The following is a 13,381-nucleotide window of genomic DNA, read 5'->3' on the forward strand; positions in this document are numbered from 1 at the left end:
ATTTGTTATGGCTGAACATTTGATTGAAAAAGAGGAGTTAACCAATTACACCATCGTTCCGGCAGAGGAAGACAGGTCTGATTATTGGAGAGAAAAACTAAGCTACGCCGTAAGGCTGGGCAATCAGTTTAAAAGCAAAACATCTATTACTTTTAACACGACGGAAGGGCCCCGAACCGTGCATACGACGGTTTGGTCGTTAACAGAAAACTATCTTGAACTTAAGGCAGGGCGCCTGATTCCGCTGACCAGCGTTATTGACGTTCATTTTTAACGCCATATCTTTTCGGCGATTAGCTTATTTGTTTAGCGCGCAGCTTCAAAATCATGATGCTTTCCCACGAAGATTAAAACCAACTCTTTTTTCTTCTCCGGCTACTACTGCTGATGCCTATAGCGCCAAGTAGCGAGCGGACAATGGTGTTTCCGGCAGTGCGTGCCACACTTTTCACGATGGGGTTGTCGAAGAATCCTTTGTCATCCCGCTGCGATTTGGCGGCTTCTTTTTGTTTAATGGTTTCTTGCTGCCGGGCGGCGGCTTCCTGTAATTTTTGAGTGAGTATTTCGTAAGCGCTTTGGCTGTCGATGACTTCGTTGTAATGCGAAGCGATTTTGGAGCCTGCAACAATGCTTCCCAATTCAGCGTCGCTTAATACGTCCATGCGGCTCTGAGGCGCCCGCAACATGCAATGCACCAAAGGCGTTGGAACTCCTTTTTCATTGAGCAGCGTGATCAGCGCTTCTCCAATTCCCACTTGCGTAAGCAATTCATCAGTTTTATAAAAATCACTTTCGGGATAATTTTCGGCGGTTTGTTTGATCACTTTTCTATCGGCGGCGGTGAAGGCGCGCAGGGCGTGCTGCACTTTTAAGCCCAGCTGTGACAATACGGATGCAGGAACATCCATCGGGTTTTGCGTGCAAAAGTAAATACCGATCCCTTTTGATCGAATCAGCTTCACAATCGTCTCGATCTGGTTGAGCAAAGCGTCGCTGGCTTCTTTAAAAATCAGATGCGCTTCATCGATGAACAACACGAGCTTAGGTTTATCCATATCACCGGCCTCCGGACTTGAAGCATAAAGTTCGGCCAGCAATTGAAGCATAAAAGTCGAAAACAATTTGGGGCGATCCTGCAAATCGGTGACACGGACAATCGAAATCATGCCGCGGCCATCGTCGCTGATCCGCATTAAATCATCCACATCAAAACTTCTTTCTCCAAAAAAAAGATCAGCGCCCTGCTGCTGTAGTTCAATCACTTTTCGAAGGATCGTACCGGTAGAAGAGGTTGCAATTTTTCCATAATCTTTCTCCAGTTCTGCCTTTCCTTCGTTGCTCACGAATTGCAACACTTTTATAAAATCTTTCAGATCCACAAGCGGCAGCTGATTGTCGTCGCAATACTTAAAAATCATAGACACCAGCCCACCTTGCGTGTCGTTGAGATCTAAAATCTTGGAAAGCAAAATGGGGCCGAATTCGCTTACGGTTGCCCGCATGCGCGTGCCTTTTTCATTACTCAGCGTCAAAAACTCAACAGGGTAGGCCGCAGGTTGAAAATTGATGCCGAGCTGCTGGCTGCGCGCATTTATTTTTTCATTGGCCACGCCGGCGGCTCCAATACCGCTCAAATCACCCTTTATATCCATCAACACTACCGGAATACTGGCATCACTCAGCCCTTCGGCCAGCACCTGCAAGGTTTTGGTTTTTCCGGTTCCTGTTGCCCCGGCAATCAGGCCGTGCCTGTTGAGTGTTTTAAAGGGAATAAAGACATCGGCTCCCTCCACCACATTACCATCAAGCATTGCCCTGCCGATTTTAAAATGCTCTCCTTTAAAATTATAACCAGCCTGCACCGATTCGGAAAATTTTGTAACGTCAGCCATAGCAATTTTTTTTTGAATATACTATGGATAATTGAAAGGGAAAAATCCGCCTGAATTGGCATAATATTTAGTTCATTTAGTTGACTTTAGACACAATTAAGGTAAATAGATCTTTAACAAAACATTCGGTTGCCAATTCGTTATGTATTGAAAACCATTAACTTTATTTGTTGTTAGAAATCATTAAACATTAATACAATGGAAGCAAATAAACCCCGTATATTACTTTGTGAAGACGACCCCAATCTGGGCAATGTTTTAAAAAATTATTTGGAGTTGAATGATTACGATGTGACGCTCGAAAGGGACGGACGATTGGGGCTTGCAGCATTTCAAAGAGAAAAATTTGATCTTTGCCTTTTGGATGTAATGATGCCTCACATGGATGGTTTCACGCTGGCAGAGGAAATCAGAGATATTGACGCAGATGTGCCACTTTTCTTCCTGAGTGCGAAAACAATGAAGGAGGATATTATTCAGGGTTATAAACTCGGAGCAGACGATTATATCACCAAACCGTTCGATAGCGATGTTTTGTTGCTAAAAATCAGGGCCATCTTAAAACGCAATGAAGAGCTGAACAAAGAAACGGAGAACAAAGAATATACTTTATCGAGCTACCATTTCAATCCGAAACTTCGCCAACTGATTCATAACGACAATACGCAAACACTTTCTCCCAAAGAAAATGAATTATTGAAAATGCTTGCCGAACATTTGAACGACCTGCTACCACGCGAGCAGGCGCTTAAAAAGATTTGGGGCAGCGACACTTATTTTAACGGCCGCAGTATGGATGTTTATATTGCGAAACTGCGTAAGTATCTTAAAGATGATGATAAGATTGAAATCGTGAACATTCACGGCAACGGCTTCAGGCTGGTGGTTCAGTCATAGTCTGGCATAAAATTTAAAATCGAAAGGCTTACATGAATCGTGTGAGCCTTTTGTTTTTAGAACCCAAGATCCATCATGGCTGAAGTCCCGCGGTTCGGCTTTTTGCCTAAATGCTCATATGCTTTGGCGGTCACCTCGCGCCCGCGCGGTGTGCGTTGTAAAAAACCTTCCTGAATTAAAAACGGCTCGTAAACTTCTTCGATCGTACCGGCCTCTTCGCCCACGGCAGTCGCGATAGTGGTAAGCCCCACCGGGCCGCCTTTAAACTTTTCGATGATGGCGAGCAGGATGCGATTGTCCATATCATCCAACCCATATTCATCTACGTTCAAAGCTTTCAAAGCATGTTGTGTAATACCCAAATCTATCATTCCGTCATTTAACACCTGCGCAAAATCTCTTACCCTTCTCAGCAGGCCGTTGGCGATCCGCGGCGTAGCACGGCTGCGCGCCGCAATCTCCCGCGCGGCTGTTTCATCAATGGTAACCTCTAGAATTTTCGCTGCGCGCAATACAATCTTGGTGAGCGTAGCGGCAGAATAATATTCCAGCCGAGATTTTATAGCAAACCTGGACAACAAGGGCGCCGTCAATAATCCGCTTCTGGTGGTGGCGCCAATCAGCGTGAACGGATTGAGAGAGAGCTGAACACTCCTCGCATTCGGCCCGCTGTCTATAATGATATCCAACCGGTAATCTTCCATGGCCGCGTACAAATACTCTTCCACCACCGTACTTAAGCGGTGAATCTCGTCGATAAACAAAACATCGTTCGGCTCCAGCGATGTCAACAAACCGGCCAGATCGCCAGGCTTCTCGATTACCGGGCCGCTGGTCTCTTTGATGTTCACACCCAGCTCGTTCGCAACGATCCGCGACAGCGTTGTTTTTCCCAATCCAGGGGGGCCATGAAATAATACATGGTCGAGGGCCTCCCCTCTTATTTTAGCGGCTTTTATAAATATGGTAAGATTTTCTATAAGCTGCGGCTGACCGGCAAATTCCTTTATCTGGCCCGGCCTGATAGAATTTTCAAATTCCTGATCGGCTGGGTTTAGCGCTCGCTTCTCTTTATTTAAATTTGGATTGCTCATCAAACATCAAAGATAACTATCAATTGCTGCAGTTGCGGGGAAGAATTAAGCGACACCAATAACAAATATTTTTAGGTTTAATGCGACAGCGTCGTAATTTTGAAGTTTTCACAACGCAAGGACTTACAGCAAAGCGGCAATATGAAAACACAAAACAGCATGATAAGCAAGACCGGAATCCTTACCCTGATGGTAATGGGCGTGACATGGGTAAGTTGTAGCAGGGAACCGATCACCTACCCGGAAGAAATGCCCTTAGACGATTATCTAACTATCAGTGGCTTTAATGAAAATACAGTCCGGATCATTAATTCGGGACATTATGAGTTTGGATTTCAGTTCAAGCCGGTTGTAGATGGAATGATCAAAGCGCTGCGGGTGAAAATACCCGATAACGCGACCGACGTAAGGATAACCATTTGGGACGCAGATTCAAAAGAGATCATTCGCACGGAAACGATTGCCTCAGTCAGCAAAGACGCGTTCGTGGAACAAGCTATTACGCCTGTAGAAATGGACCAGAATCATTCGTATATGATTACGCTGAACGCGGACGACTGGTATATCCGCAAAAGAATGGATGAAACGCCTGCACACTACCCCATCACCTGCGGTAATATCATGATCGAAAAACACGCCTCAACAGGCGGTACCCGCCAAACTTTTCCCACCCTGTCAAGTATTTTATATTATGCCGGCGATCTTGATTTTGTTTTTCAGCAGACAGCTCCTTAAATATTATTTAGACGCGACTTTTAAATCAACTCTTCTATTCTGGCCTTTACATTCGGGTGTATCATTCGCCTCGCATACCGGAAACTCCTGACCATAACCTACGGCTTCCACGACTTGCTGAGACCCGGCTCCGGCCGCAATTAACTTTTTAGCTACGGCTTTCGCGCGTTCGTCTGATACTTTTTTATTGATGGCCGCATCGCCGGTGTTGTCGGTGTAGCCACCCAACTTGATCGATGCATTGGGAAAGTTTTTAAGAATAGCAGCGATATTTTTCACCTGCGTAGCTGAAGTTTCGGTAAGCACTGAATTGCCGGTTTCGAAATAAACCCGGTCGAGCACAATCCAGTTAGCTGTTTTATCAATAGTATCCACACTCAGAGAAGGATCGCTCAGCCAGCGATATAATTTAGCCTCCGTGCTTTGCTCGCCCACATTCAGTTTTGTGCCATCTGCCAATGTTATCTCCTGATCAGCGCCGACGTCATAAATAAAATTGCCTGAAGCTGTGTCCAATACTCCTGAAATAATATCCGATGTTGTATTAACCAGGCTGTCGGCGGGCGCTACTGCTATCGTATCGGAGCCGATTTGCTCAGCATCGGATTGACAGCCTTTTCCCATCACCCACCAAAGCAAAAAAGCTACTGCGGCTAACAGTAAGAGCGGTAACAACCATTTTATGCCGCCACCTTCCACCGGTTTGCTCTCCAAATCGTTCGCTGGTAATGATTGCTCCGCAGGTTCGATGATTTCTCCGGCATTGCTGCCACTCGCCTCCAGTCCGGAAACAGCGCCGGATAGGGCCAACTCGGAAGGGATAGCTCTTAACGCCCCAGCTTTTTGACTAATCAGATAATGAGAAAAACCGGTGGTATCCAGATTGTTTTCGACGGCGTGTTTACCTAAAAAGCTCATAATCAGCGGAACTACGGTGCTGATCAACGAGTCCGAGGACGTATTCTTTATGCCAGAAAAACCAGCAATAGCGTGGCTGATACTTGCGGTTTGATCATCAGATATAAAATTGGTCCAATTGTCCTGTAGCGCATGCAGACCGGTATCGCCGGCAAGAAAATCAGTATCGCCTGGCGGCCGATTTCGATAAGTAGCCTTTGCGGCTTCCAGCAGATGTTGCGAAGCGAACTGCGATTCCGAACCTTTATCAATAACGCCGGCGGTCAGTGTAGGAATAAGGCCCGAAATCGCTTTCGAGATATTTTTTTCCGATTCGCCCAAATAAGATGCAGCCTGTGCAATCAGATCTTCTGAGATGTAATTCCGGATAAGGTCTACGATGTTGGTTGACATGGCAAATATTTTTAATACTAATTTAGCAAAAAGCAGACCTAATCCGGCTTGCGGGCTAAAAAAACTAAAAATTGTTGCGCCCAGTCCAACAACCATCGACCGGTTGACTATCTACACTACAATGTTGACCATCTTGTTTTTTACGTAGATAATTTTCTTCGGCGTTTTGCCATCGATCCATTTCTGAACCACGTCGTTGGCCAACACCAGCGTTTCAATTTCTTGCTGCTCGGCGCTCAATGAAATATGCATTGTCGTGCGCATTTTACCGTTGATCGAAATAGGATATTCCTTACTGGTTTCGACAAGGTATTTTTCCTCGAAGCCGGGGTAGTTGGCATCGATAACAGAACTGGTATTGCCCAGCGCATGCCATAATTCTTCAGCGATATGGGGTGCATAAGGCGCCAACATCACCAGCATGGGCTCCAAAATCTCCCGTTTATGACATTTCAGGTCGGTTAATTCGTTTACCAAAATCATAAATCCGCTAACGCCGGTATTAAAGCTGAACCGCTCCGTATCGTCTTCTATCTTTTTTATCGCGCGGTGCAACACTTTCAATTCGGCCGCAGTAGCAGCGTCCTCATTTACCTGCCATACTGATTCACCACTATTCGTTTCTTTATAAAAAAGGCGCCATAATTTTTTCAGAAAGCGATGCACACCCTCGATGCCTTTGGTATCCCAGGGTTTGCTCATCTCCACGGGCCCTAAAAACATTTCATACATACGGAAGGTGTCGGCGCCGTATTTTTCTACCAAATCATCCGGATTGACGGTGTTGTATTTGGTTTTAGACATTTTTTCCGTTTCCGTTCCGCAGATATATTTTCCATCCTCGAGTAAAAATTCTGCGTCACCGAATTCGGCGTTCTTCCATTTTTTGAAAGCATCCCGGTCCAATTCCACACCATCCACAAAATTTACATCCACATGGATTTTATCCAGCAGTTGGCCCTTGTATTCATGATTAGCATCGATCAATCCATGCGACACAAACTGGTTCGTGCCGTTGATTCGATAGACAAACCTACTACTGCCCTGAACCATCCCCTGATTAACCAGCTTTTTAAAGGGCTCATCAAAGCCGATATGCCCCAGATCATGCAACACCTTCGTCCACATGCGGCTATATAACAAATGGCCTACCGCGTGTTCCGTTCCGCCGATGTAAAGGTCTACCTGGTTCCAGTAATCGGTAGCTTCCCGGCTCGCAAACTGCTCATCGTTTTGCGGGTCCATATACCTTAAAAAATACCAGGAAGAACCGGCATAACCGGGCATGGTGTTGGTTTCTAATTGCCGCGCTGTCCAGTCCGTAATATTCGCCAACGGCCCTTCTCCTTCCGGGCCCGGGCTATAACTTTCCACTTCGGGCAGCGTCAACGGAAGTTCGCCTTCGTTCAGCGCGTAAGCGATGCCATTGATCCATTTGATGGGGAATGGTTCGCCCCAATAGCGCTGCCGGCTAAACGCGGCATCGCGCATTTTATAATTCACTTTCCGGGTGCCGACGCCTTTTTCTTCAAGTGCTTTGATGGCAGCTTCCATAGCATCGCGCATCAGCATGCCATTCAAAAAGCCCGAATGTTGTAAGATCGCATCTTTGGTAGGATTCGCTTCTTCACCGTTGAAATGATCGCCAATAATATTGGTGATAGGAATATTAAAATGCTTGGCAAACTTGTAGTCCCTTTCATCGCCACAGGGCACCGCCATGATGGCGCCCGTTCCGTAACCCGCCAACACATATTCCGAAATCCAAATAGGAATTTCTTTTCCGTCAAACGGGTTTAAAGCGTATGCACCGGTGAAAACACCGGTAATTTTTTTCTCCGCCATACGCTCGCGCTCGCTGCGGCTTTTGACATAGGCCAAATAATTTTCGACGGCTTCCTTTTGTTCTTTTGAAGTGATGTCGGCGATATAATCGAGCTCTGGTGCAATGACGCAGAAGTCTACGCCGAAAATCGTGTCGGGGCGCGTGGTGTACGCTGTGAAATGATCCACTTTTCCCTGCTCGCTTTTGATGGCGAAAGTAATTTCTGCACCGGAAGATTTCCCGATCCAGTTAGATTGCATTTCTTTCATCGCCTCGCTAAAGTCGACGGTTTTCAAGCCTTCCAACAATCGGTCGGCGTACTCGGTGATGCGCAGATACCACTGGCGCAGTTTCTTTTTCTCCACAGGATGGCCACCGCGTTCGCTGACACCATTCACCACTTCATCATTGGCCAAAACCGTTCCCAGCGCCTCGCACCAATTCACTTCGCCATAGCCGCAAAAAGCCAGGCGATATTCCATCAGGATCGTTTGCTGCGTGGCTTCGTCGAAGCTGGCCCATTGGGTTGAGCTAAATTGTGATTTGCGAATTGTGAATTGCGAATTATTTAATACAAACTTCTCATTGGGTATTGGGTGATGTACATTTCCTTCCTGTTCAAAGATTTTTATTAAGCCGGCAATTGGCTCAGCCTTTTGTGTGTTGCGATTGAAAAAGGAATTGAACAATTGCAGGAAAATCCACTGCGTCCAGCGATAATATTGAGGATCGCTGGTGCGCACTTCCCGGCTCCAGTCAAACGAAAAGCCGATATTATCCAGCTGCCTGCGGAAGGTTTCTATATTTTTTTGGGTAGATACGGCAGGATGAACGCCATGCTCGATTGCGTATTGCTCGGCCGGCAGGCCAAAAGCATCGTATCCCATGGGATGCAATACATTGAAGCCTTTCAACCTTTTGTAGCGCGCATAAATATCGCTGGCAATATAGCCCAGCGGATGCCCCACATGCAGGCCGGCGCCACTGGGATAAGGAAACATATCAAGCACATAAAACTTGGGCCTGCCGTTGTCGTTGGAAACTTTGTAGGCCTGCTGATCTTTCCACGCCTGCTGCCATTTTTTTTCTATCGAATTAAAATTATACTCCATTTGTAACTGCTGATCCTGCGCCTTGCGGCGGAAGGGTTGGTGTTGCTTTCATTTGTCGCAGCGAGATTTATCTTCGCCGGGCGATAAAAAAACAACGGTTTACTGTGATTTTTTTTATGTGGCGGCAAATTTAAGCATTGTAGGCCGGATACACTAAATTTGCGACGCCTGCTTGCGGGCAAATTGTTTATTTATGGCTGAAAGAACAAAAGCAGTAAAACGCGGTAAGGCTTCCTATTTTATGAGCATCCTGGGGGTAACCCTGGTGCTTTTCTTATTGGGCATTATCGGCTGGCTGGTCATCAACACGCGGACACTGGGCCAGCATTTTAAAGAAGAAGTTGAAGTAAACGTGTACCTGCGCGACCCGTTGGCAGCGACAGACAGCACGGCGCTGGTTCAATATATTGCTTCCAAACCGTATATCAAGGAATATATTTTTACCACCAAAGAAATGGCCAAAGCCAAATATCTTGCTGATGGAAATGAAAGCTGGGAAGGCGTTTTGACGGAAAATCCACTGCCGCAGAGCATCGATTTCAAGTTGAAATCTGCATATTTGAATGTAGATACCTTAGCCGGGATCAAAGCAGACCTGGAAAAACAAACCTATGTGACCGAAGTGAGCTACCCCGAACTGCTGGTAGGCGGCCTGGACAGCAAAATACAGGTGGTGAACTGGGTTTTATTGGGGGTTTCGCTGCTGCTGTTGCTGGCGGCGATCATTTTAATTGATAATACGATCCGGCTGGCGATGTTTAGCAACCGCTTCACCATCAAAACTATGCAAATGGTAGGAGCGACGCGTTGGTTTATCACCAGGCCCCATGATCTGCGCGCGATTTTAAACGGCGCCATCAGCGGTGTTATTGCAAGTGTTGCGGTTTTATTAATCATCAGAAGCGCGAAAAGGATGCTGCCCGAACTGGAAGCTATTCAGGACAATACGCAGTTATCTTTCCTGTTTATCGGCATGCTGCTGCTGGGTATTTTGATCACGCTCGTGAGCACCCATACCAGCGTGTTGAAATATTTGAAAAAGAAGCTGGACGATTTGTATTAGAGGCGTGGATTTTTATTAACGCTTATTTTAAAAAAACAATATTAATATTGCATTTCACAAAATAGCCAACTCATGTCAGAAAATTCAGTAAACGTAAACAGCCCGGTGCTTTTTGGAAAGGCCAATTATATGTTGATGCTCGCGGGTGTTATTGTGATTGCCCTTGGCATGTTTCTTATGGCGGGCGGCAAAAGCGACAATCCTGCTGAGTTCAAACCAGAAGAAGTTTATAGCACTACCCGCATTACTATTGCGCCGATTCTCATTTTTATTGGTTTGGCCATCGAGTGTTTTGCTATCTTTAAAAAGACAAAATAAATTTTCCGCTAATATATTTTCGGGCGATGCACAGCAGTATCGCCTTTTTTTATAACATTTTTGAATGAGCATTATTGAAGCTATCATCATAGCAATTGTTGAAGGCATTACAGAATACCTGCCGGTTTCTTCCACGGGGCACATGATCATCGCCAGCTCTTTTATGGGCATCGAAAAAGCAGAATTCACCAAGCTTTTTGAAGTGGCGATTCAATTGGGAGCAATCCTCGCCGTCGTTGTTTTATACTGGAGGAAATTCTTTGATTTCAGCCGCTGGCAATTTTACATCAAACTATTAATCGGCGTCATCCCCGCTTTGTTACTCGGTTTTTTATTTTCTGATAAAATTGACGAACTGCTCGAAAGCCCGACCACGGTCGCTGTTTCTCTATTGCTGGGCGGCTTTGTTTTATTGTTTATTGACAGGGCTTTTAATCATCCCACCGTTCATTCTGAAAAAGACATCACTTACGGTAAATCTTTTATAACAGGTATTTGGCAATGCATCGCCATGATACCGGGCGTAAGCCGCAGCGCTGCTTCCATCATTGGAGGAATGCAACAGGGATTGACCCGGAGCGCCGCCGCTGAATTTTCATTTTTCCTTGCCGTGCCCACTATGGCAGCAGCCACTTTATATTCACTGTTTCTGAAGAAATGGAATGTCGAAGGTGTTGAGCAAAAAGGTTATGAGCTGATTAGCCAATCGACTGATCACATGATTGCTTTTGCCGTCGGTAATATCGTGGCCTTCATCGTGGCCATCATCGCCATCAAGTTTTTTATCAATTATCTTAAAAAATACGGCTTCAAAATTTTCGGCTGGTATCGTATTATCATTGGCGTAGTACTCCTGGTTTTGATCTGGAACGGCGTTATCGGTTAATGCCTTTTTTCAAGCCGCGTCTTTTGTTTAAAGCTCTATCTTTGAGAGAACGAACATAACATGACGCAACAAACCGCTCCTAAAAAAGTGACCAATGGTTGGGCTATGTACGACTGGGCCAACAGCGTATACAACCTGGTAATCACGACCACTTTTTTCCCGATTTACTTTTTAGCAGTCACCAATAATAAAACCGACCATACCGTCGTCTTTCTGGGCCGGGAATTTGTCAACTCCTCTTTATATGATTATGTGCTGGCGGCGGCCTACCTGCTGATCGCTATTTCCTATCCGGTGCTCACCTCCATTGCCGATACGCGGGGAAATAAGAAAAATTTCATGCGCTTCTTTTGTTATATGGGCGCTTTCGGCTGCAGCACATTATTCTTTTTTAAATCGGACACGTTAGGGCTCGGCATCATTGCATTTATGCTGGCGGCAATGGGTTATGTGGGCAGCCTTGTTTTTTATAATGCGTATTTGCCCGAAATAGCGGCGCCTGCCGATCAGGACCGCATCAGCGCCAGAGGGTATTCGTTTGGCTATATCGGCAGTGTTATGATGCAGATTGTAGGCTTTGTGCTGGTGATCACCATGGGCGATCAGGGACTGGCAACCCGTATTACTTTTTTAATCGTCGGCATCTGGTGGTTTTCTTTTGCCCAGATTACATTTGCCCGCCTTCCGGCGTCGACCGTAAAACCGAAACGGGGCGGCAACGTGTTTCAGGATGGGTTTATTGAAATGAAGAAAGTATATGGCCAGATAAAAAAAATGGCGGTATTGAAGCGCTTTTTGCGCGGCTTCTTTTTTTATAGCATGGGCGTACAAACGGTAATGCTGGCTGCTACTATTTTCGGTAGCAAGCTGTTAAAATTGCCTGATACCAACCTGATCATAACTGTAGTAATTATTCAACTGGTAGCCATTTTGGGCGCCTGGGGCATGTCGAGGCTCTCTTCCCGATTTGGCAATTTAAAAGTACTGATGGGCGTCATTATTTTTTGGATTGTGATCTGCGTACTGGCTTACTACACAGCGGAAGTGGCGCTCTCCGGAGCCAACGCCGCTTATCATTTTTATGGGCTGGCCGTGTTGGTCGGACTGGTAATGGGCGGCATACAGGCGCTGAGCCGCTCTACCTATTCTAAGCTGATGCCACCCACCCAGGACACTGCTTCCTTTTTTAGCTATTATGATTTCACAGAAAAAATTGCCATCGTTATTGGGATTTTCACCTTCGGTTATATTGAAGAAATAACCGGCAACATGCAAAACTCTGTGCTGTCGCTGATTGTATTTTTTGCTATTGGATTCGCATGGTTATATGCAGCGCTTCACAAATCCAATCAAACTATTAAAGCATGAAGCTGTATACTGTAAATCACGGGTATTTTAAACTGGACGGCGGCGCTATGTTCGGCGTGGTTCCCAAAAGCATTTGGAACGGCCTCAACCCTGCAGACGAAAATAATATGTGCAGCTGGGCGCTCCGGTCTTTATTAATTGAAGACGGCGATCGATTGATATTGGTGGACACCGGCATGGGCGATAAACAAAGCGAGAAATTTTTCGGCTATTACTATTTGCACGGCGATGATAATTCAGACAAAAGCCTTGCAGCGCACGGCTTTCACCGAAATGACATTACCGATGTTTTTCTTACCCATCTGCATTTTGACCATGTTGGCGGCGCCATTAAGAGAAACGGCTCTATGCTAGTACCTGCCTTTCCCAACGCGGTTTACTGGAGTAATGAGAACCATTGGAAATGGGCTACAGCGCCCAACCCACGGGAAAAAGCTTCTTTCCTGAAAGAAAATATCTTACCACTGCAAGACAGCGGCCAACTTCGCTTTGTGTCCGAAAGGACGAAAACCGCAGGGCTGGATACGGCTTCTTTTGCTAACGATTTCAGTGTCCGATTTGCGGATGGGCATACCGACGCGATGATGCTGCCGCAACTTTTTTATAAGGGGCGCACCGTCATTTTTGCAGCTGATTTACTGCCCTCCACCGGCCATTTACCGCTACCCTATGTTATGGCTTACGATACCAGGCCGCTAATTACAATGACAGAGAAAGAAGCATTTCTTCAGGAAGCCGCTGCTAATGATTATATCCTGTTTTTCGAACACGATCCTGTAAACGAATGCTGCACCGTTCAGGAAACAGAGAAAGGCGTACGGGTAAAAGATATTTTCAAATTATCTGATATATAAAAAGGCCGCTTCGAAAAGCGGCCTCC

12 protein-coding genes are annotated in these 13,381 nt (G+C 45.8%); 8 read left to right on the forward strand and 4 right to left on the reverse strand.

Annotation, left to right across the window (positions count from 1 at the left end):
• Window positions 1-7: 7 nt before the first annotated feature.
• Entirely contained in the window at window positions 8-274 is a 267-nt protein-coding gene (locus tag ABDK00_RS16605) for a hypothetical protein (protein ID WP_346236212.1), read from the forward strand.
• A gap of 73 nt (window positions 275-347) precedes the next feature.
• On the opposite strand, the gene ABDK00_RS16610 is transcribed toward ABDK00_RS16605, so the two are convergent.
• Window positions 348-1,892, reverse strand: a complete 1,545-nt coding sequence (locus ABDK00_RS16610) for a helicase HerA-like domain-containing protein (protein ID WP_346236211.1) — start codon at window positions 1,890-1,892, stop codon at window positions 348-350.
• Between the two features lie 198 nt (window positions 1,893-2,090).
• On the opposite strand from ABDK00_RS16610, the gene ABDK00_RS16615 reads away from it, so the two are divergent.
• Window positions 2,091-2,789 (forward strand): response regulator transcription factor, encoded by a 699-nt coding sequence (locus ABDK00_RS16615; RefSeq protein WP_346236210.1) that lies wholly within the window; start codon window positions 2,091-2,093, stop codon window positions 2,787-2,789.
• Between the two features lie 56 nt (window positions 2,790-2,845).
• Here ABDK00_RS16615 and ruvB read toward each other — a convergent pair whose 3' ends face one another.
• Complete coding sequence (gene ruvB, locus ABDK00_RS16620) at window positions 2,846-3,883, reverse strand: Holliday junction branch migration DNA helicase RuvB (RefSeq protein WP_346236209.1); 1,038 nt, start codon at window positions 3,881-3,883, stop codon at window positions 2,846-2,848.
• A 159-nt stretch (window positions 3,884-4,042) separates the two neighbouring features.
• Here ruvB and ABDK00_RS16625 point away from each other — a divergent pair, with 159 nt between their 5' ends.
• Window positions 4,043-4,618, forward strand: coding sequence for a hypothetical protein (locus ABDK00_RS16625; protein WP_346236208.1), 576 nt, complete (start codon window positions 4,043-4,045; stop codon window positions 4,616-4,618).
• Window positions 4,619-4,621: 3 nt separating this feature from the next.
• Here ABDK00_RS16625 and ABDK00_RS16630 read toward each other — a convergent pair whose 3' ends face one another.
• A complete protein-coding gene (locus ABDK00_RS16630; RefSeq protein WP_346236207.1) occupies window positions 4,622-5,929 on the reverse strand; it encodes an OmpA family protein in 1,308 nt (435 codons plus the stop codon).
• A 111-nt stretch (window positions 5,930-6,040) separates the two neighbouring features.
• On the reverse strand, window positions 6,041-8,866 hold the full coding sequence (gene leuS / locus ABDK00_RS16635; protein ID WP_346236206.1) for a leucine--tRNA ligase: 2,826 nt from the start codon (window positions 8,864-8,866) through the stop codon (window positions 6,041-6,043).
• Window positions 8,867-9,059: 193 nt separating this feature from the next.
• Between leuS and ABDK00_RS16640 the strand changes: the two genes are divergently transcribed.
• The 5 genes from ABDK00_RS16640 (at window position 9,060) to ABDK00_RS16660 (ending at window position 13,355) form a co-directional block, all read left to right on the forward strand.
• Window positions 9,060-9,929 carry a cell division protein FtsX gene (locus ABDK00_RS16640; RefSeq protein WP_346236205.1) on the forward strand — a complete coding sequence of 290 codons (870 nt, stop codon included), beginning with the start codon at window positions 9,060-9,062 and terminating at the stop codon, window positions 9,927-9,929.
• Window positions 9,930-10,001: 72 nt separating this feature from the next.
• The gene (locus ABDK00_RS16645) at window positions 10,002-10,247 is read left to right on the forward strand and encodes a DUF3098 domain-containing protein (protein WP_346236204.1); all 246 of its coding nucleotides are present in this window, start codon (window positions 10,002-10,004) and stop codon (window positions 10,245-10,247) included.
• Between the two features lie 64 nt (window positions 10,248-10,311).
• Window positions 10,312-11,133, forward strand: coding sequence for an undecaprenyl-diphosphate phosphatase (locus tag ABDK00_RS16650; protein ID WP_346236203.1), 822 nt, complete (start codon window positions 10,312-10,314; stop codon window positions 11,131-11,133).
• Window positions 11,134-11,193: 60 nt separating this feature from the next.
• Window positions 11,194-12,501 carry an MFS transporter gene (locus tag ABDK00_RS16655; RefSeq protein WP_346236202.1) on the forward strand — a complete coding sequence of 436 codons (1,308 nt, stop codon included), beginning with the start codon at window positions 11,194-11,196 and terminating at the stop codon, window positions 12,499-12,501.
• On the forward strand, window positions 12,498-13,355 hold the full coding sequence (locus tag ABDK00_RS16660; protein WP_346236201.1) for an MBL fold metallo-hydrolase: 858 nt from the start codon (window positions 12,498-12,500) through the stop codon (window positions 13,353-13,355). The genes ABDK00_RS16655 and ABDK00_RS16660 overlap by 4 nt, the downstream gene beginning before the upstream one ends.
• Window positions 13,356-13,381 lie beyond the last annotated feature (26 nt).

This window comes from Niabella insulisoli, from assembly GCF_039652435.2.
In the GTDB taxonomy this organism is placed as follows: Bacteria; Bacteroidota; Bacteroidia; order Chitinophagales; family Chitinophagaceae; genus Niabella; species Niabella insulamsoli.